This is a genomic window from Xanthomonas sp. WHRI 6106 (assembly GCF_040202405.1).
Lineage (GTDB): Bacteria > Pseudomonadota > Gammaproteobacteria > Xanthomonadales > Xanthomonadaceae > Xanthomonas > Xanthomonas cannabis.
Window position 1 is genome coordinate 197,175 of the sequence record NZ_JBEGFC010000006.1, and the last position, 16,267, is coordinate 213,441.

The window sequence follows — 16,267 nt, forward strand, 5'->3', positions numbered from 1 at the left end:
AAATGGCGACTAGCTTGCCGTATACCCCGCATAGGGGCAATGAAGAGCGGCTGCGCCGCGCGGGCGAGGTTCATCGCCGGCGGCCGCGCGCCCGGCGTGCCGACGGGGTCAGCGCAGGGCGGCGACGTGGGCCACGCTGCTCTCGCGCAACGCCTGCAGGTCGTATCCGCCTTCCAGCATGGACACCACCCGACCGCGCGCATGCCGCTCGGCCAGGGTGCGCAGCGCGCCGGTCAGCCAGGCAAAATCGTCGTCGTCCAGCATCAGGTCGGCCAGCGGATCGCGCAGGTGCGCATCGAAACCGGCCGAGATCAGGATCAGCTGCGGGCGGAAGGCATCGATCAACGGCAGCATCTCGTCCTCCCAGACATTGCGGAAGCGCAGCCCGTCGCTGCCCGGCGGCAGCAGCAGGTTGTGGACGTTGCCAACGCCGCGTTCGTGGACACTGCCCGAGTGCGGATAGAGCCCGGACTGATGGGTGCTCAGATACTGCACGGCCGGGTCGCGCTCGAAGATCGCCTGCGTGCCGTTGCCGTGGTGGACGTCGAAATCGACGATGGTGATGCGCTCCAGCCCATGTCGGTCGCGCGCATGCGCGGCGGCTACGGCGATGTTGTTGAACAGGCAAAAGCCCATCGACACCTGCGCGGTGGCGTGGTGGCCGGGCGGGCGCACTGCGCAGAAGGCGGTGCGGGTCTGGTCCTGCATGACCGCGTCCACCGCGGCGATGCCGGCGCCGGCGGCGCGCAGGGCGGCCGCGCGCGAGGCCGGCACCATGCGCGTGTCCACATCCAGCTGGCGATAGCCGTCGAAGGCGGTTTCCAGCACGGCGTCTACCTGCTCGCGCTCATGCACGCGGCACAGGTCGCCCAGCTTGGCCAGGGGCGCCTCGCGCCAGTCCAGGTCCGGAAAGGCGGCGCGCAAGGCGTCGACCACCGCTTCCAGGCGGGCGGGGCTTTCAGGATGCTCGGGGCCGGCGTCGTGACCGAGGCAGGCGGGATGGGTAAAGACCAACATGGGACGACTCTAGCCTCTCCGCCGTGCCGGGCACAGGGTCAACCGCGCCGGCGGTCGTGCCGCCACAGCACTTCCTGCTGGCCATCGACCCGTGCCAGCACGCGCGCCAGGACGAACAACAGGTCCGACAGCCGGTTGAGATAGCCGATCGCCTCGCTGCGTACCGCTTCCAGGCGGGACAGCGCGACGGTCTCGCGCTCGGCCCGGCGCACGATGGTGCGGGCCAGGTGGCAGCGCGCGGCCGCTTCGCCACCAGCCGGCAGGATGAAGTCCTGCAGCGGCGGCAAGCCGTCGTTGTAATGGTCCAAGTGGCGTTCCAGGGCGGCGATATCGGCCGCCTCGATCGCCGCATGCCCGGGGATGCACAGCTCGCCGCCCAGGTCGAACAGCTGGTGCTGCACGGTGGTCAGCAGGTCGGCGATCGGGGCGGGCACGCCGGGCGCGGCCAACAGCACGCCGAGCGCCGAATTGGCCTCGTCCACGGTCCCGTAGGCATTGACGCGCAGCGCGTCCTTGCCGGTACGGCTGCCGTCGCCCAGGCCGGTGCTGCCATCGTCGCCGGTGCGGGTATAAATGCGCGAAAGCCGGTTGCCCATGATCTAGCCGGCGTGGGAATGGTGCTGCGGCGCTGCCAGGCGCTCGGCCGCGACCTGGAGCAACGCGGCGGCGGCGACATACAGCGCCGCACTGCGCAGGTAGGGCCACAGCCAGTCGGTGTAGTTCCTGAACCAGCCGGCCAGCGTGGGCTCACTGACGCTGGCACTGATCCAGTAGAAGCTGCCCTGGGCGATCAGCTGGCACAGCGCCACGCCGATCAGCAGGGCGGGTACCAGCCGGGCCAGCGCGTTCCAATGGGCGCCGTGGTAGTGCCGGCGCAGCCAGACGCCACCGGCCCACAGCGCGAAGTACGCCGGGATCAGGCACCAGTAGGCCGGCGAGACGCAATAGTGCTGCCAGAAGCTCAGGCCCTGGCGGGTGATCACCAGCCAGTCCACCGCCACCGCAAGCCCCATCAACAGCGGGAACGCCAGCCGCGTGCGCGCGGCCAGGTGAAAGCCGCCGATGAAGAACACCGCCCAGGACGCATCCGGGACCGGCGCGAAGTGATTGATCCGCGTGGCCGCCATCAGGAGGGCGAGCAGACTCAGAATCCAGGTGTCGTGCGAGCGAGACGTCATGCGCGAAGGTGGCCAGGTCACAGGTCGGGGAGTGTAGCGTGGAACCCGGCATGCCCGTGCCGGCCCGGCAGGCGCGCGATCCGTCGAGCGTCTGCCGGAGTGGGCGTGCCGGCGACGCGGGGTAGACGGACCGGGCGCGGCAATCTGTCTCAACGCCCGGCGGCAACCTGCCTGGGGCCAGGGCTTATCATGTGGCAATGACACATCCACATGACGTTCTGATCGTTGGCGGCGGCCTGGTCGGCTCCAGCCTGGCGATTGCGCTGGACCGCCTCGGCCTGGATGTCGGGTTGGTGGAAGCCACCCCGGCCGGCGCGCCACCGGCGGTATTCGACCAACGCAACCTGAGTTTCGCCGCCGCCACGGTCAATGCATTGGGCGCGCTCGGGGTCATGGCAAGGTTGCGCAACCCGCCCGGGCCGATCCGGCGCATCCACGTCAGCCGTGCAGGCGACTTCGGGCGCGTGCAGCTGGACGCCGCCGACTACGGGCGCGAGAGCTTCGGCCAGGTGGTGGTGGCGCGCGATTTCGGCGATGCCCTGCAGGCGCGTCTGGACGAGCTGACCCGGTTGCACCGGTATCGCCCGGCACGCTGCATCGGCGTGGAGCCGGTGCAGGACGGCCTGCGCGCAGTCCGCCTGGCGGCCGCCGACGGCGAGCGACTGGTCCGCGCCAGGCTGGTGGTTGGCGCCGATGGCAGCCACAGCGCGGTGCGCGAGCTGTTGCATATCGGTACTGACGCGCACGATTTCCTGCAGACCCTGTTCGTGGCGCGCGTGCGGGCCGCCAGGCCGCCCGATGGCACTGCCTGGGAGCGCTTCGGCGAACACGGGCCAACCGCATTGCTGCCGCGGGGCGACCGCCATTACGGCGCCATCCATTGCGTGGCGCGTGCCGATGCCGACGCGGTGGCGGCCCTGGACGAGGTCGGCTGGCTGGCACGGCTGCAGCGCGCGGCCGGCTGGCGTGCCGGGCGCTTCATCGCCAGTGGCGAGCGCAGCGCCTACCCGTTGGTGCAGGTGCTGGCGAACAGCCTCATCGCCGAACGCGTGGTGCTGCTGGGTAATGCCGCGCAGACGCTGCATCCGATCGGCGCGCAGGGCTTCAATCTCGGGCTGCGCGATGCGCTGACGCTGGCCGAACTGATCGAACACGATCGCAGCGATGCCGGTGCCGGTGCGCTGCTGGATGCGTATCTGGCGCGTCGACGCGTGGACCGTGAACACACGATCGGCTTCTCCAGCGGGTTGGCGCGGCTGACCGGCAATCCGGCGCCTTTGCTACGACCGCTGCGCAGCCTGGGCCTGCTGGCGACCTCGCAGGCCGCTCCGTTGCAGTCGATGCTGGTCGGGGGCGCGATGGGCTTCCGTGGCGAAGTCCCTCAGCTGTGTCGGGGTGTGGCATGAACCGGCGCACGCCGCGTGATGCGGTGATCGTCGGTGGCGGTGTGGTCGGCGCCGCCTGCGCCTTGGCGCTGGCCGATGCCGGGCTGCAGGTCGCGTTGGTGGAAGGGCATGAACCCGCGCACTGGCACGCCGACCAACCCGACCTGCGCGTCTACGCATTCGCCGCCGACAACGCCGCGTTGCTGGACAGCCTGGGCGTGTGGTCGGCGGTGCGTGCCGCCCGCGTGCAGCCCTACCGGCGGATGCGGGTCTGGGATGCCGGCGGGGGCGGCGAGCTGGGGTTCGATGCCGACACGCTGGGGCGCGAACAGCTGGGCTGGATCGTCGAAAACGCGCTGCTGGTCGATCGCCTCTGGGCGGCCGTGCACGCAGCCGGTATCGAGGTGCATTGCCCGGCGCGCGTGGTCGAACTGGAGCAGGACAGCGGCAGCGTGCGTCTGCGTCTGGACGATGGCAGCCGCCTGGAGGCGGCGATTGCGATTGCCGCCGATGGCGCTGCGTCCACCTTGCGCGAATTGGCCGGGGTGCCCGTCTCGCGGCACGCCTACGCGCAACGCGGCGTGGTGGCCTTCGTGGAGACCGAGCGGCCGCACCAGTCCACCGCCTGGCAGCGCTTCTTGACCACCGGGCCGCTGGCGTTCCTGCCGTTTGCCGAAGGCCGCAGTTCGATCGTATGGACCTTGCCGGATGCCGACGCCGCACGTGTGCTAGCCCTGGATGATGCGGCGTTTTCGCGCGAGCTCACCCAGGCCTTCGCCGCACGCCTTGGCCAGGTGCGGGTGGCCTCGCCGCGCGCTGCCTTTCCGCTGCAGCGGCAACTGGTGGAGCAGTACGTCAGCGGCCGTGTGCTGGCCCTGGGCGATGCCGCGCATGTGGTGCATCCCCTGGCCGGGCAGGGCGTCAATCTGGGGTTGCGCGATGTCGCTGCGCTGCGCGAGCAAGTGCGCAACGCGCGCGCCAAGCGTGCCGACTGGGCTGCGCCGCACCGCCTGCAACGGTGGGCGCGAACCCGTCGCAGCGACAACGCCGTCGCCGCCTACGGCTTCGATGCGATCAATCGGGTGTTTTCCAATGACGAGATGCACCTGACCCTGCTGCGCGGATCGGTGCTCGGCCTGGCCGGCAAGCTGCCGCCGCTGGTCGATGTGTTGTGGAAGCGCGCCTCCGGCGGTGCGTGAGCATCGCCGCGCCGGCCGGCGTGAACGCGGATAACCGGCGCAGCCTTTGTTTTATGCCTAAAAACTTATAGCGAAGGCCGCATCTTCCATACGACGGACGCGCACGGCCTAGCTACAGTCGGCGCATGACCTCGGTTGCGCACCCACCCAAGCCCCCCTTGCTGCTGCTCTGCGGCCTGCTCTGCGATGCCGCCATCTGGCAGCCGCAGCGCGAGGCGCTGGGTGACCTGGCGGAGGTGCAGGTGCTGGACTTCCCCGGTTTCGACAGCATCGTGCAGATGGCCACCCACGTGCTGGCCGATGCACCGCCGCAGTTCGCGCTGGCCGGGCACTCGATGGGGGGACGCGTCGCGCTGGAGATCATGCGCCAGGCACCGGAGCGCGTGACCCGGCTGGCATTGCTCGATACCGGCATCGCCCCACGTCGCGAGGGCGAGCGCGAAGAGCGACAGGCGCTGGTGGACCTGGCCCGCACCCAGGGCATGCAGGCGCTGGCGTCGGCCTGGCTGCCGCCGATGCTGCACCCGGACCGTGTCGACGATGCCGCGTTGATGGAGCGCCTGACGGCGATGGTGCAGCGTCAAACCCCGCAGGGCTTCGCCGGCCAGATCACGGCCCTGCTGGAGCGCCCCGATGCCGCGCCGGTGCTCGCACGGATCCACTGCCCCACCTTGCTGGGCGTCGGGCGCCAGGACGCCTGGAGCCCGTTGGCCCGGCACCAGGACATGGCGCGGCACATCCCGCAGGCGCGTCTGGTGGTGTTCGAAGACAGCGGGCACATGGCGCCGGTGGAGGCGCCGGCGGCGGTGACCGCCGCCCTGCGCGACTGGCTGCAGGCCGCGTGATGGCCAGCAGGCCATGCCACCGGCGGTGACGCAGCGGTCGCTGGCGACGCCGATCGGTCTTGCTGAAATCCAAGGAGGCTGCATGCACGACGAGGCATCGACCATCATTGCCTGCGAGCAACTGATCCGCAGGTTCGCGCTGTACAACGACCGCCACGATCACGAGGCGCTTGCTGCCTTGTTCACCGACGATGGCGTGTTCGCACGGCCCAGCGCACCCGACGCACCGGTGCGTGGGCGCGAGGCCATCCTGCAGGCGTTTCGTACGCGTCCGCCGCGCACCACCTGCCACCTGATGCTCAATACCCTGGTCACCGTTCAATCGTCGACCCTGGCGCATGCGCACAGCAATGTGCTGCTTTACACCGCCAGCCAGACCTCTGCGCCACCGCCGTTCGCCGCGCAGTCACCGGCCTTGCTCGGCAGTTTCGACGACGTGCTGGTCTTCGAGCAGGAGCGTTGGCTGTTCAAGCAGCGGCTCGGTGCGTTGCTGCTGCAGATCGGTTCCTGAGCCGCCATCGCTAACACGCAGAAGCGTTGCAGCCGCCATCGGCCTGCAGCGCTGTCGTATCGCTTTCTCCCCCACGCCGCGCCCGCTGTCACCCACCTGTCCGCACCGGAGATTCGCCTAGTGGAACGCGTCCGTTTGTCTGCTCATTGTCGTTCGGTGTTGCTGCGCGCCCTGTCGCGTCGGCAACGGTCATGGATTGTCGGCGCCACACTCGCTGCGGTGTTGCCGGGCACGGTGATGGCGCAGGCCGTACCGGAAACGGCGGCACCGCCGCAGGGCATCAATGTGGGGGGCACCAGTTTCATGGACGGGTTTGGCTCGCTGACGCCCGGCTGGACCGTCATCGAATACCTGCGCCATTACCACTTCAATTCGATCCGGAATGCCAGCGGCGACGATTCGCCGGCCTTCCGCGACCCGCAAGTGGACGTCAGCGTGCTGTTGACCCAGATGATCTATGTCACGCCCTATACCTGGAAGGGAAGTTCGTTGAGCTTCAATGCCATCGTGCCGTTGGTCAATTACGACACCGCATTTGCCGCAGACAGCCCCGTGCAGCTGAGCAGCAATGGGTTCGGCATGGGCGATATCTCGTTCGGGCCTGCCTTGCAGATGCCGCCGGTCATGCGCGACGGGCGCGTGTTCTTCTTCCAGCGCTTTGCGATCGACGCCTTTGCGCCGGTCGGCAAGTTCGATCGTGATACCGCGATCAACCAGAGCACCGGATTCTGGTCGGTGGCCCCGCACTGGGCATTCACCGTGCAACCCAGCGATCGCTGGGAAATCAGCGGGCGCCTGAATTATCTGTACAACTTCCGGACCAGCCGCGCCGGCGGCGTGCCGCCGATTCCCGGCTTCCGTTTCCGCAACGGGCAGGCCGGCGACCTGGTCTGGCTCAACTTCGCCACCTCGCTGAAGCTCAACGAGCAGTGGCGGGTGGGGCTCAATGGGTACTACCTGCAGCAGTTGAAGGACAACCGCACCAACGACCAGCGTGTACCGGACAGCAAACGCAGGCAGTTCTATATCGGCCCCGGTCTGTCCTGGCGCATGAACGAAAAGAACCTGTTCAACTTCAATGTGTACCTGCCGGTGGATGTGGAAAATTCGGTCGCCGGCAATAACTTCAATCTGATGTTCGTGCATTCGTTATAGGCGTCCACCGCCGCCATGCGCAGCGCCTGCGACGGGGCGCTGCGTGTGGCGGGGTAACTGCCGTCGCCACCTGCACGAGCGGGTAGCAAGCTGGTCGCTCAATGGGTGCCGCGTGGCGCGTCTGCCGTGTTGGCGCAGGTGCGTCGTGCTCAGCGCCGGGGCGCGGTAGTCACATCCCCATGCTGTGGCGTTGCGTATGCGCATGTTCGCGGAACAGCAGTTCCGCACGTGCTCCGTCGCGTTGTTCGATCGCCGAGACGATCGCCCCATGTTGGCGGTGCCCGTAATACAGATCGTCGTAGGCCACGGTGGCCGAGCGCTGGCCGAACACCACATGGCTGGGGCTGACGAACGGCACCACCGTGCAGCGGTCCACGGTTTCGGTGAGGATGGGTTTGTTGGCCGCCACCACGATGGTGCGATGGAAGCGGGCATTCATCGCGGCATAGGCCTGCTCGTCACCGGCATCGAGGCTGCGCTTGGCGAACAGGCGGTCGCCTTCGCCAAGACAGCCGTGCAGGGTGGCAAGCACCTCGGCCGACGCGCCCTGCTCGGCCAGCGTGCGCGCCGCCAAACCTTCCATCAGGGCGCGTACCGCCAGGGCATCCAGGCTTTCCTGCTGGCTGAAGCGGCGCACCGCATAGCCGCGGTTGCCTGTCTGTGCCAGCAGGCCTTCCTGGCACAACGCCGGCAAGGCCTGGCGGATGGGCGTGCGCGAGATCGCCAGGCGTTCGGCCAGGGCCGCTTCGGTGATGCGTTCGCCCGGGGCAAAGGTGCCGCACAGGATCAATTCGCGTAACTGCTGGACCGCTTGCAATCGGTGGTTGTTCGCCATCGGCTCCATTCTCTCGCGCCATACCGCAGCGCACGTTCCTTGGAAGGGGAAAACTCGCAAATGCGTGTATAAAAACCTTGCGGACGAGATCGCTTGATGGCAATTTGGATCCCAAGGATACCTTCTTTGGTAATCCGGAGTGCTCGATCGTCCCCGTTGGGATCCATTGCATCGCCGGTCCCGACCCAATCAATGACGCGCGCCCGGCCTTCCTCGGCAGCGCCGCGTCGCAGGAGCGCAGCATGGCAAGCATCATCGGCGGCATCGGAACCTCGCACGTTCCCACCATCGGGGTGGCCTACGACAAGGGCAAACAACAGGATCCGATATGGAAACCGTTGTTCGACGGCTACGCGCCGGTCGCCGAGTGGTTGGCCCGGCAACGGGCCGACGTGCTGGTGTTTTTCTACAACGATCACTGCACCACGTTCTTTTTCGATCTGTACCCGACCTTCGCGTTGGGCGTGGGCGAGCGTTTCCCGGTGGCCGACGAGGGAGCAGGCTTGCGCAACCTGCCGCCGATTCGCGGCGATGTGCAGCTGCAGGCGCATATCGCCGAGTGCCTGGTCAACGACGAATTCGACCTGACCGTGTTCCAGGACAAGCCCATCGACCATGGCTGCGCGGCACCCTTGCCGCTGCTATGGCCGCATGTGCCCGACTGGCCCGGTACGGTGGTGCCCATCGCGATCAACGTGCTGCAGTACCCGCTGCCGACCGCGCGCCGCTGCTACCGGCTTGGTCAGGCGGTGCGGCGTGCCATCGAGTCGTATCCGGAAGATCTCAGGGTGGTGGTGGTCGGCACCGGCGGTTTGTCGCACCAGATCCATGGCGAGCGCACCGGCTTCAACAACACCGAGTGGGACATGGAGTTTCTGGACCGCTTCCAGCATGCCCCCGAGACGCTGACCGACCTGACCCACACCGATTACGTGCGCCTGGGCGGGGCCGAGAGCGTGGAGCAGATCATGTGGCTGGCCATGCGTGGCGCGCTGGAGGGGCCGATCCGCAAGTTGCATCAGAACTACTACCTGATGACCACCACCGCGATGACCGTGGTGGTGTACGAGCCGGGCGAAGAGGCGGCCGATGCGCCGCGTTCGGCAGAGCTGTTGGCGCGTACCGCCAACGCGGCATGAGGGCCTGCACATGAATCCGCAAGTCAACGGCATGGACAAGATCGCCGGGACCTATCTGTTCGATCTGCGCACCAGCAACCGCGCGCTGCGTCTGAATCGCTTTTTCTGGCAGATGATCCGCGCGCCGTGGCGCGACCGCTTCTTGCAGGATGCAGAAGTGCTGATGCAGGAGGCCGGGCTCACCGAGCAGGAGAAGGCGCTGATCCGCGCACGCGACTGGCTTGGCCTGGTGCAGTACGGCGCCAATTTTTTCGTCATCGAAAAGTTCGCCCGTGTGGTGCGCATGACCAATCTGCAGGTCTACGCCATCATGCGCGGCGAATCGTTCGAAGCGTTCATGCAGACCCGGCAGGTGCCCGAGGCGCGCTGAACTGCGCGCCTCGGGCACCTGCCGGGCGCTGTCACCCGACTTCCCAACGTAAGGCCCATCCCCCATGACCATGTCCTCCGTGTTCTTCGAACACCGCATCAAGGTCCGGCATCTACGTGTCATCGAGGCGCTAGACCGGCAAAAAAGCCTGCTCCGCGCCTCGCGCGTCTTGAATGTGACCCAACCTGCGCTCACGCGTGCCCTGCAGGAGATCGAAGAGATCGTCGGGGCACCGCTGTTCGAACGTCACTCACGCGGCGTGCGCCCCAACGCCATGGGCGAGGTGCTGGTGCAGACCGCGCATGTGGTGCTTGGCCAGTTGCGCCGCGCCCAGGACACCTTCGAGGGTCTGCTGCAGGACGACGCGCTCACGATCACCGTGGGCGCCCTGCCGGTGGCGGCAAGCGGCCTGTTGCCGGCCGTGCTGGCGGCGCTCTACCGCGCCGAGCCCACGCTGCGGGTGCGGCTGTTGCACGGCCGTACCGACGAACTGCTGCCCAAGCTGGCCGGCAACGAAGTCGATCTGGTCGTGGGCCGGCTCTATCCGCTGGCACGCTACGACGCACTGGTCCGCAAGGTGCTGTACCAGGATCCGATCGCGCTGGTGGCGCGCAGCGACCACCCCCTGTTTGCGAACGGCCCGGTACGCATCGCCGACGCCGCGGCATATCGCCAGGTGCTGCCGACGCTGAGCCAGCACGTGGAGCGCGACGTGGCGCAGGTCATGCGCGAGCATGGGCTGGCCACGCGCGACCAGCTGCGTTCCAGCTCGGCCAGCTTCACCCGCGAGATTCTGCTCGGCACCGACAGCATCGCGGTGATGCCGAGCATGATGGTGGCCGGCGACATCGCCCGTGGCGAGTTGCGTGCCTTCCAGCTGCAGCAGCCGTCGCAGGCGCGTGCAGGTGGGGTGATTTACCGCGACAACAATGCCATTCTCAAGCCGGGCGTGCGCTTGCTGATGCGCGAGCTGGAGCACCAGTTGGCGCTCATGGCCGAGCAGGGCGCGGTCTGGGTGGACGACCATGTCGGCGAAGACGACATCCTGCTGGATGCGTCCGCGTAAGCGATGGCGTGCCTGTCTGCTCGTGCTGCAGTGAAAGGCACGATGCAGGCGGTCTGAGTAACGCACATCGGGCAGCCAGGGCTGCCCGATGTGCGTACTGGGACAGTGGTGCCTACGACGGTGTCTTCAGCACTCGCCCTGCGCGTGCGTTGGATGCAGGGCACGCGCAGGGCGAGTGCTGGAGTCAGGGACGCGCAGCGACACACACACGCCGCCAAGGCCAGTCGGCGTGCACGTCGCCGCCGGGCAACGTGTCCGCCCAAGAGTGGCCAACAAAACCTAGCGAGCGTCGCCAGGCGGGTGCGGATGGCGCGGAGGAACCGGCGTGGGCGCGTGGTACATGCGGGTTCCGGGCAGCGGCCATGCAGTTGTTTTGTCAGCTGCTCTGCGTCCGACGTGCATCAGCAGGCGCTATGCGTCGTTCGCGAGCGCATCCTTCAGGCGTGCCTTCTGCAGTTTGCCTGTCGCGGTGCGTGGCAAGGCTTCCACCACGCGCAGATGCTTTGGCACCTTGTACTTGGCCAGGCGCTCGATCAGGTAGCTGCGGATCTGCTCCAGATCCGGGTCCTCGGCGGCTGGCACGATCGCCAGATACCCCACCTCGCCCCATTGCGGGTCGGCCATGCCCACCACCGCGCATTCGCGGATCTGTGGGTGGTCGGCGAGCACGGCTTCGATCTCCGCGGGGTAGACGTTTTCGCCGCCGGAAATGAACATGTCCTTCTTGCGGTCCACCACAAAGAAGAAGCCATCGGCATCGCGCTTGACGATATCGCCGGTGCGGAACCAGCCCTGCGCATCGCGCATCTCCGCAGTGGCCTTGGGGTCGCGCCAGTAGCCGGGGCTGAGATTGGGCCCGCGCAACAACAGCTCGCCGGGAACCCCTGTCGGGCAGTCGTTGCCGTCGCCATCGACGATGCGGGTCTGCACCGTCGGCGAGCAGATGCCGGCCGCGCCCAGCTTGTTGCGAATGACCTCGCAATCGACCGACATGCCGAACACCGTGCCGGCCTCGCTCATGCCGAAGCCGCAGACCATGGGAATGCCGTCGTCCACCCAGCCCAGCAGGTCGTCGCTGGCGTGCGGCGCACCGCCGCTGACCAGGGCGGTGAGGTGACGCAGCGCTGCAGGGTCGAAACCCGGTTGAGCGCGGAAAGCCTGCATCATCTGCGGCACACCGACGTAGTGGGTGATGCCTAGCGCCGGATTGCCGAGCCAGCCCAGCGTGCGCTGCGGCTCGAAACCGCTGGAGACCTGGATCGACCCGCCCACCGCCAGTGCCGGCCGCACATTGGTGGCCAGGCCGATGATGTGGAACATCGGTGCTTCGCACAGGAAGCTGCTGCCTGCATCCACACGGGTGGTGACGCCGAAGTTGTGCGCCACCTGCTGCAGGTTCTGCTCGCTCAGCATCACGCCCTTGGGCTGGCCGGACGTGCCCGAGGTGAACAGGATCAGGCTGACGCGGTCCGGCGGAATGTAGGACGTCTCGGCCGGCGCGAGGCCCTTGGCGGTCTCGATGAAGTCCGTCAGCGCTTCGACATGCGCGCGCCCGGCGGCGACATCATCGCCCAGCAGCAAGCGCGGCTCGGCGCGTTGCAGCAGGGCATCCAGCTCGGTGGCGCTCAGGCGCCAGTTGAGCGGCACGTAGATCGCGCCCACGCGTCCGCAGGCGAAGTGCAGCGCCACCTGCCAGACCGAGTTGCGGGCGAGCACGGCGAGCCGTTCGCCGTCGATGCAGCCGCGCGCCTGCAGCAGGGCGGCGAGGCGGCCGATCAGCTCGTCCAGTTCGGCGTAGGTCCATTGCTGATCCAGCAACAGGTCGCGCGCGGCGAGGCGTTGCGGTGTGAGGCGGGCATGGAAGGAAATCGAGTCAGTCGGCATGGTCATGGCGCTGTCTTCCGAATGCGGTTTGGGGGAGTGGCTGGCGTGAGTGCGACGGCAACGGCAGAAGGTTCACGCGCACGCCCGATGACGCAGCGGGCATTCACCAGCGATGGCGTGAACCGGTTGCAGGAGAACGGCAGAGCCGCGGCGTTATCGCCGCGAGGCGGGCGCGCACCGCTGGCAGGTACGCGCTCGGGTGGTGCCCGGCTAGCTGAGATAGACGGTTTTGGTTTCCAGGAAGGCGTGCAGCCCTTCGATGCCGCCTTCGCGGCCGACGCCGGAGTGCTTGAAGCCGCCGAACGGCATGTCGATGTCTACCCACATGCCGTTGATCGAGTGGCTGCCGCTGCGCACGCGGCGTGCGATGCGGTACGCGCGGTCGACATCCTCGCTGTAGACGGTGCCGTGCAGGCCGTAGTCGCTGGCGTTGACCTTGGCGATCAGGTCGGCCTCGTCGTGGTAGTCGATGAAGCTGACCACCGGGCCGAAGATTTCCTCGCGTGCGATGGTCATGTCGGGCGTGACATTGGCGAACACCGTCGGTTCGAGAAAAAACCCGCGCGGCAGATGCGCTGGCCGGTTGCCGCCCATTACCAGCTGCGCGCCCTCGGCGCTGCCCTGCGCAATGTAGGACTGCACGCGTTCCAGCTGCCGGCCGAGCGCCAACGGGCCCATGCCGGTGTCGGCGGCGAACGGGTCGCCGAGCTTGAGTGCGCCCAGGGCCGCGCAATACGCCTGCAGGATTTCCTCGCGCCGTTGCGCCGGAACCAGCACCCGGGTCAGCGAGAAACATACCTGGCCGGTGATCGGCATGGAGTAGGGCACCAGGCTGGGCAGCACCTTGGTGAGGTCGGCGTCCTCGAGCACGATGGCGGCCGACTTGCCGCCCAGCTCCAGGCCGACACGGGCCAGCCGTTCGGCGCAGGCCACACCGATCAGCCGCCCCGCCTGGGTGGAGCCGGTGAAGCTCACCTTGTCGACGAGCGGATGGCGGATCAGCTGTTCGCCAACGTCGCGACCGGCCGGCAACAGGTTGAACACGCCATCGGGCACACCGGCGGCGCTGATGCATTCGGCCAGGATGTAGGCATCGATCGGGGTTTCCGGCGATGGCTTGGCCACCACCGTGCAACCGGCGGCCAACGCGGCGGCGACCTTGTAACAGAGCAGTACCAGCGGCGCATTCCAGGGCGTGATGGCAGCGACCACGCCAACCGGTTCCTGCACCACATGCACGCGGCCGCCGTTGGCACGTGCGCGCGGTTCGACGAACGGGTGGGTGGTGATCAACTCGCCGTAATAGTCGAACAGCCCCGGCGCCTGCTGCGAGGCGCGGCGGCTGAAACCGATGGTGGCGCCGACCTGGCCGGTCCAGGCCTCGGCCAGTTCCGGCAGGCGGGCACGCAACTGGTCGGCAACCCGCTTGAGCACCGCGCCGCGTTCGGGCGGCGACAGCTGCGGCCACGGGCCGGTATCGAAGGCGGCACGCGCCGCGGCCACGGCGGCCTCGGTATCTGCGTGCGAGGGTTCGGTGTAGCGCAGTAGGCGCTCTTCGTTATGCGGGGCGACCACGTCGACATGCCGGTCGCCGCTGCTCGCGCGCCACTGGCCATCGATGAACAGGCCCAGGGGCCCACGCGCGGCGATTCCGCGCAGCGTTGCGGATAAGGCTTCCATACTCCCTCCTCGGTGCAGAAACCACTGGCGGCGCCAGCGATGCGTGGCGTGCACGCAGCGCTGCAGGTGCCGTTGGACGTGCTCAGGTGCTCTTTTTGGTCAAATCGTATTCGCCCAGGCCGGGCTTGTAGCTCTTCTCGTCGATGAACTGACGGATGCCTTCCTTGCGCGCGTTGTTGTCGAAGGAATTGGCCGCTTCCTGCATGCGCACCAGATAGTCTTCGGCTTCGTCGTAGGTCATGGTGCCCACGCGACGCACCGCATCCTTGGCGTATTTCAGCGCCACCGGGTTCTTGCGCAGCAGCAGCTCGGCCACTTCGCGGGTGCGCGCTTCCAGGTGCTCCAACGGCACGCTTTCGTTGACCAGGCGCCACTCGGCGGCCTTCTTGCCATCCACCATTTCGCCGGTCAGCGTCATCCACATCGCATCGCGCATGGACAGCAGTTCCACCGCCACCTTGGTCACCCCGCCGCCGGGCAGGATGCCCCAGTTGATTTCCGACAGGCCGAACTGCGCCTCGTCGGCGGCAATGGCCAGATCGCACGCAAACAACGGGCCGAAGCCACCGCCGAAGCACCAGCCGTTGACCATCGCGATGGTCGGCTTCTGATACCAGCGCAGGCGCCGGAACCAGCCATAGGATTCGCGTTGCGAACGGCGCACGCCACGCAGGCCCTGCGCTTCGGTTTCGCGGAAGTATTCCTTCAGATCCATGCCGGCCGACCAGGCGGTGCCTTCGCCGCCGAGCACCAGCACGCCAACGTTGTCGTCGAACTCCAGCTCGTCCAGCACATCCATCATGCGGCGGTTGAGCGCCGGGCTCATCGCGTTGCGCTTGTCAGGGCGGGCGAACTTCACCCAGGCAATGCGGTTTTCGATGCGAACCGATACCACGTCATGCTCGTTCAAGCGGCGTCTCCTTCAAGTCGGGGGCTGCGGGGATCAGAAGTCTTCGGCCAGCGCGGGGTCCGGCGCGGTCGTCCGTTCCAGCGTGGCGCTGGCGTTCAATTTGCATAGCAGGCGCAGCAGGGTCTGCTGCTCGCTGGCCTGCAGGCCGGCGCAGGTGCGTTCGACGGCACGCGCAAGGCAGCCCTGCGCCACTTCCAGCGTGCGCTGGCCGTGCTCGGTCAGGTACAGGCCCTTGCTGCGGCGGTCGCGGCCGGCCAGGCGTTCGATTAGGCCCTGCTCGGCCAGCGCATTGGCGATCTTCATGCCGGCGGCGCGGTTGACCAACAGGCGATTGCCGAGTTCGGTCTGGTCGCAGCCGGGCTGGTCGCGGATATGGATCAGCGCGGTGACACGCGCCGGGGTCAGGTGCAGTTCGGCCAGCTCTTGGCGCGCAGCGTGGCTGGAGGCCAGGGTGGCCAGTTGCAGTTGGTAGCCGAGGTCGGCGGCAAGTGCCAGGCGAGCGGTCATCGATCCATCCAAATTGTATCCGTTAAATACAATCTAGCCGAGCGAAGCGAGCGCTGCAAGGGGGGATGCGTCAAAAACGAAGGCCGGCGCGCGCCTGCGTAGCACCGGCGCGCGTGGCTGCCATGCGGATGTGCCCCAGGGCTACTGGATCAGCCAGCCGGCCAGCTGTTCGCGGGTGAGATAGCCGCTGTGACGGCTATCCAGCGCATCGAATTCGTCGGCCAATGCGGGGTTGGCCTGGGCTTCGGTGCGACTGATGCGGCCATCGCCGTCCACGTCCATCGCCTGGAAATCGATGCGGTAGCTGCCCGCCACGCTGCTGGGCTGGATCGAGCGCACGATCACGCTGGATTCGCCGCGCGGGCGCTCCAGCTGGGTCTGATGGGTGACCTCGCCGCTGGCCAGCGGCTGGGTGCGGATGACGTTGGGTACCTCGATCAGCGGCATGCTGCTGGCTGGTGAGGGTGCTTGCTGCGCGGGCGCGGCGCCGCACGCGAGCAGCATGGCAATGAGGGCGGCACTACGGCTGGTGGTCATCAGATCCCCCTGATGCGGAACAGCCGGTAAGGATAGTGGGTGTCGAGCC

17 protein-coding genes and 1 other RNA gene are annotated in these 16,267 nt (G+C 67.6%); 8 read left to right on the forward strand and 10 right to left on the reverse strand.

From position 1 onward, the window contains the following. Positions 1-108: 108 nt before the first annotated feature. The 3 genes from ABQZ09_RS11230 to ABQZ09_RS11240 are packed head-to-tail and all read right to left on the reverse strand — an operon-like array spanning position 109 to position 2,195. The gene (locus ABQZ09_RS11230) at positions 109-1,017 is read right to left on the reverse strand and encodes a histone deacetylase family protein (protein WP_039413038.1); all 909 of its coding nucleotides are present in this window, start codon (positions 1,015-1,017) and stop codon (positions 109-111) included. A gap of 38 nt (positions 1,018-1,055) precedes the next feature. Next, a complete protein-coding gene (locus ABQZ09_RS11235) occupies positions 1,056-1,613 on the reverse strand; it encodes a cob(I)yrinic acid a,c-diamide adenosyltransferase (protein WP_349776899.1) in 558 nt (185 codons plus the stop codon). Between the two features lie 3 nt (positions 1,614-1,616). Then, positions 1,617-2,195 (reverse strand): hypothetical protein, encoded by a 579-nt coding sequence (locus ABQZ09_RS11240; RefSeq protein WP_349776900.1) that lies wholly within the window; start codon positions 2,193-2,195, stop codon positions 1,617-1,619. A gap of 197 nt (positions 2,196-2,392) precedes the next feature. On the opposite strand from ABQZ09_RS11240, the gene ubiH reads away from it, so the two are divergent. The 5 genes from ubiH to ABQZ09_RS11265 all read left to right on the forward strand — a co-directional run bounded on the left by ubiH (position 2,393) and on the right by ABQZ09_RS11265 (position 7,290). Then, on the forward strand, positions 2,393-3,601 hold the full coding sequence (ubiH, locus tag ABQZ09_RS11245; protein ID WP_349776901.1) for a 2-octaprenyl-6-methoxyphenyl hydroxylase: 1,209 nt from the start codon (positions 2,393-2,395) through the stop codon (positions 3,599-3,601). Continuing rightward, entirely contained in the window at positions 3,598-4,779 is a 1,182-nt protein-coding gene (locus ABQZ09_RS11250; protein ID WP_228314409.1) for a UbiH/UbiF family hydroxylase, read from the forward strand. The genes ubiH and ABQZ09_RS11250 overlap by 4 nt, the downstream gene beginning before the upstream one ends. A gap of 125 nt (positions 4,780-4,904) precedes the next feature. After that, positions 4,905-5,624 carry an alpha/beta fold hydrolase gene (locus ABQZ09_RS11255; RefSeq protein WP_228314410.1) on the forward strand — a complete coding sequence of 240 codons (720 nt, stop codon included), beginning with the start codon at positions 4,905-4,907 and terminating at the stop codon, positions 5,622-5,624. Between the two features lie 82 nt (positions 5,625-5,706). Then, complete coding sequence (locus ABQZ09_RS11260; protein ID WP_349776902.1) at positions 5,707-6,135, forward strand: nuclear transport factor 2 family protein; 429 nt, start codon at positions 5,707-5,709, stop codon at positions 6,133-6,135. 120 nt (positions 6,136-6,255) lie between these two features. Next, positions 6,256-7,290, forward strand: coding sequence for a transporter (locus tag ABQZ09_RS11265; protein ID WP_166743959.1), 1,035 nt, complete (start codon positions 6,256-6,258; stop codon positions 7,288-7,290). 169 nt (positions 7,291-7,459) lie between these two features. On the opposite strand, the gene ABQZ09_RS11270 is transcribed toward ABQZ09_RS11265, so the two are convergent. Beyond that, complete coding sequence (locus ABQZ09_RS11270) at positions 7,460-8,134, reverse strand: GntR family transcriptional regulator (protein WP_039413062.1); 675 nt, start codon at positions 8,132-8,134, stop codon at positions 7,460-7,462. A gap of 233 nt (positions 8,135-8,367) precedes the next feature. Between ABQZ09_RS11270 and ABQZ09_RS11275 the strand changes: the two genes are divergently transcribed. The 3 genes from ABQZ09_RS11275 to ABQZ09_RS11285 all read left to right on the forward strand — a co-directional run bounded on the left by ABQZ09_RS11275 (position 8,368) and on the right by ABQZ09_RS11285 (position 10,700). Then, the gene (locus ABQZ09_RS11275; RefSeq protein WP_184552760.1) at positions 8,368-9,264 is read left to right on the forward strand and encodes a gallate dioxygenase; all 897 of its coding nucleotides are present in this window, start codon (positions 8,368-8,370) and stop codon (positions 9,262-9,264) included. 10 nt (positions 9,265-9,274) lie between these two features. Then, positions 9,275-9,634, forward strand: a complete 360-nt coding sequence (locus ABQZ09_RS11280; protein ID WP_184552758.1) for a protocatechuate 3,4-dioxygenase — start codon at positions 9,275-9,277, stop codon at positions 9,632-9,634. A gap of 64 nt (positions 9,635-9,698) precedes the next feature. Then, complete coding sequence (locus ABQZ09_RS11285) at positions 9,699-10,700, forward strand: LysR substrate-binding domain-containing protein (protein ID WP_184552756.1); 1,002 nt, start codon at positions 9,699-9,701, stop codon at positions 10,698-10,700. 267 nt (positions 10,701-10,967) lie between these two features. Here ABQZ09_RS11285 and ABQZ09_RS11290 read toward each other — a convergent pair. The 6 genes from ABQZ09_RS11290 to ABQZ09_RS11315 all read right to left on the reverse strand — a co-directional run bounded on the left by ABQZ09_RS11290 (position 10,968) and on the right by ABQZ09_RS11315 (position 16,218). Next, a non-coding RNA gene (locus tag ABQZ09_RS11290) (sX9 sRNA) lies at positions 10,968-11,042 on the reverse strand. Between the two features lie 69 nt (positions 11,043-11,111). Further along, positions 11,112-12,590: an AMP-binding protein gene (locus tag ABQZ09_RS11295; protein ID WP_349776903.1), complete on the reverse strand. Its 1,479-nt coding sequence runs from the start codon at positions 12,588-12,590 to the stop codon at positions 11,112-11,114. Between the two features lie 204 nt (positions 12,591-12,794). Beyond that, positions 12,795-14,264, reverse strand: coding sequence for an aldehyde dehydrogenase (locus ABQZ09_RS11300; RefSeq protein ID WP_184376188.1), 1,470 nt, complete (start codon positions 14,262-14,264; stop codon positions 12,795-12,797). An 82-nt stretch (positions 14,265-14,346) separates the two neighbouring features. After that, complete coding sequence (locus tag ABQZ09_RS11305; protein WP_047695330.1) at positions 14,347-15,174, reverse strand: p-hydroxycinnamoyl CoA hydratase/lyase; 828 nt, start codon at positions 15,172-15,174, stop codon at positions 14,347-14,349. Positions 15,175-15,207: 33 nt separating this feature from the next. Further along, positions 15,208-15,681: a MarR family winged helix-turn-helix transcriptional regulator gene (locus tag ABQZ09_RS11310; protein WP_039563926.1), complete on the reverse strand. Its 474-nt coding sequence runs from the start codon at positions 15,679-15,681 to the stop codon at positions 15,208-15,210. A gap of 141 nt (positions 15,682-15,822) precedes the next feature. Then, the gene (locus ABQZ09_RS11315) at positions 15,823-16,218 is read right to left on the reverse strand and encodes an EF-hand domain-containing protein (protein ID WP_349776904.1); all 396 of its coding nucleotides are present in this window, start codon (positions 16,216-16,218) and stop codon (positions 15,823-15,825) included. Positions 16,219-16,267: the final 49 nt, after the last annotated feature.